Annotated in this window: 1 pseudogene; it reads right to left on the reverse strand. The window is 33.1% G+C overall.

Annotated features, from left to right (window positions below):
- Positions 1-839, reverse strand: a pseudogene (locus R8N49_RS26070) (DUF4263 domain-containing protein); the annotation flags it as partial.

Consider the following 839-nt stretch of genomic DNA (forward strand, 5'->3'; position numbering starts at 1 on the left):
AATGAACAAATCTATTTTCCAGTTTCGTAGAATCAGAAATTTTGGGGCATAAACTAGATATTTTCTCTCTAAGAGCTTGTTCTTTAGTTTTAATAGGAATACCTGAGTCTTCAATTTCTTCGACACCTATCGGAGGCATCAACTCTCCTCCTCCCTCAGACAAAACTTTCACATCAGTGTTCTTAAATTCACCTAATATTACCGCTGGAACCATACTAATATCCATTGCTGCATAAGCAAGGTATACAGGATAATCGTCATCAGTTATGAAAACATTACCATCTTCATAGATAAGCAACTCAGAAAAAGAAAAGCCAAAATCACACATTTTGTTAATGTAAGACTGAATTCTTTCTTTCGGAATAGATAATGCGTATTCAATATCACGTGGCTTAATAATATTTAATGGAACTTCTGCTTTATAGCATTTTATTTCATTTTTATGAGCCTTAACTATTAAATCTAATAAATAGTCATTATCAGTAAGCTTATCTTGTTCATCAACAATTATTAAATCTTTTGTTAATACTGGATACTCGTAACGGTGATAGGCTATTAAACATCGGAGAGCAAATACGGCATACTCATTTGATTGCACACTTTCCTTAGATATATGAATCCAGCCATTAATGGTAAAAAGAGAAACAAATGGCTCTGGTTCTTTTTTACACACTCGAATTTCTAGGCGTACTGCTTTCTTCGTTAAGTACTCTCTATCGAAAATTGTTATAGAATAGACTAAACCAGCGCCTTTAAGCTCTTCTCTTTGAATTAACACTCCTTTTTCTACATCTTGAATACGAGAAGTTATAAAGCAAAACTCAGGAAGAGGTAATGTT

This window comes from Vibrio sp. 1978 (genome assembly GCF_033344345.1).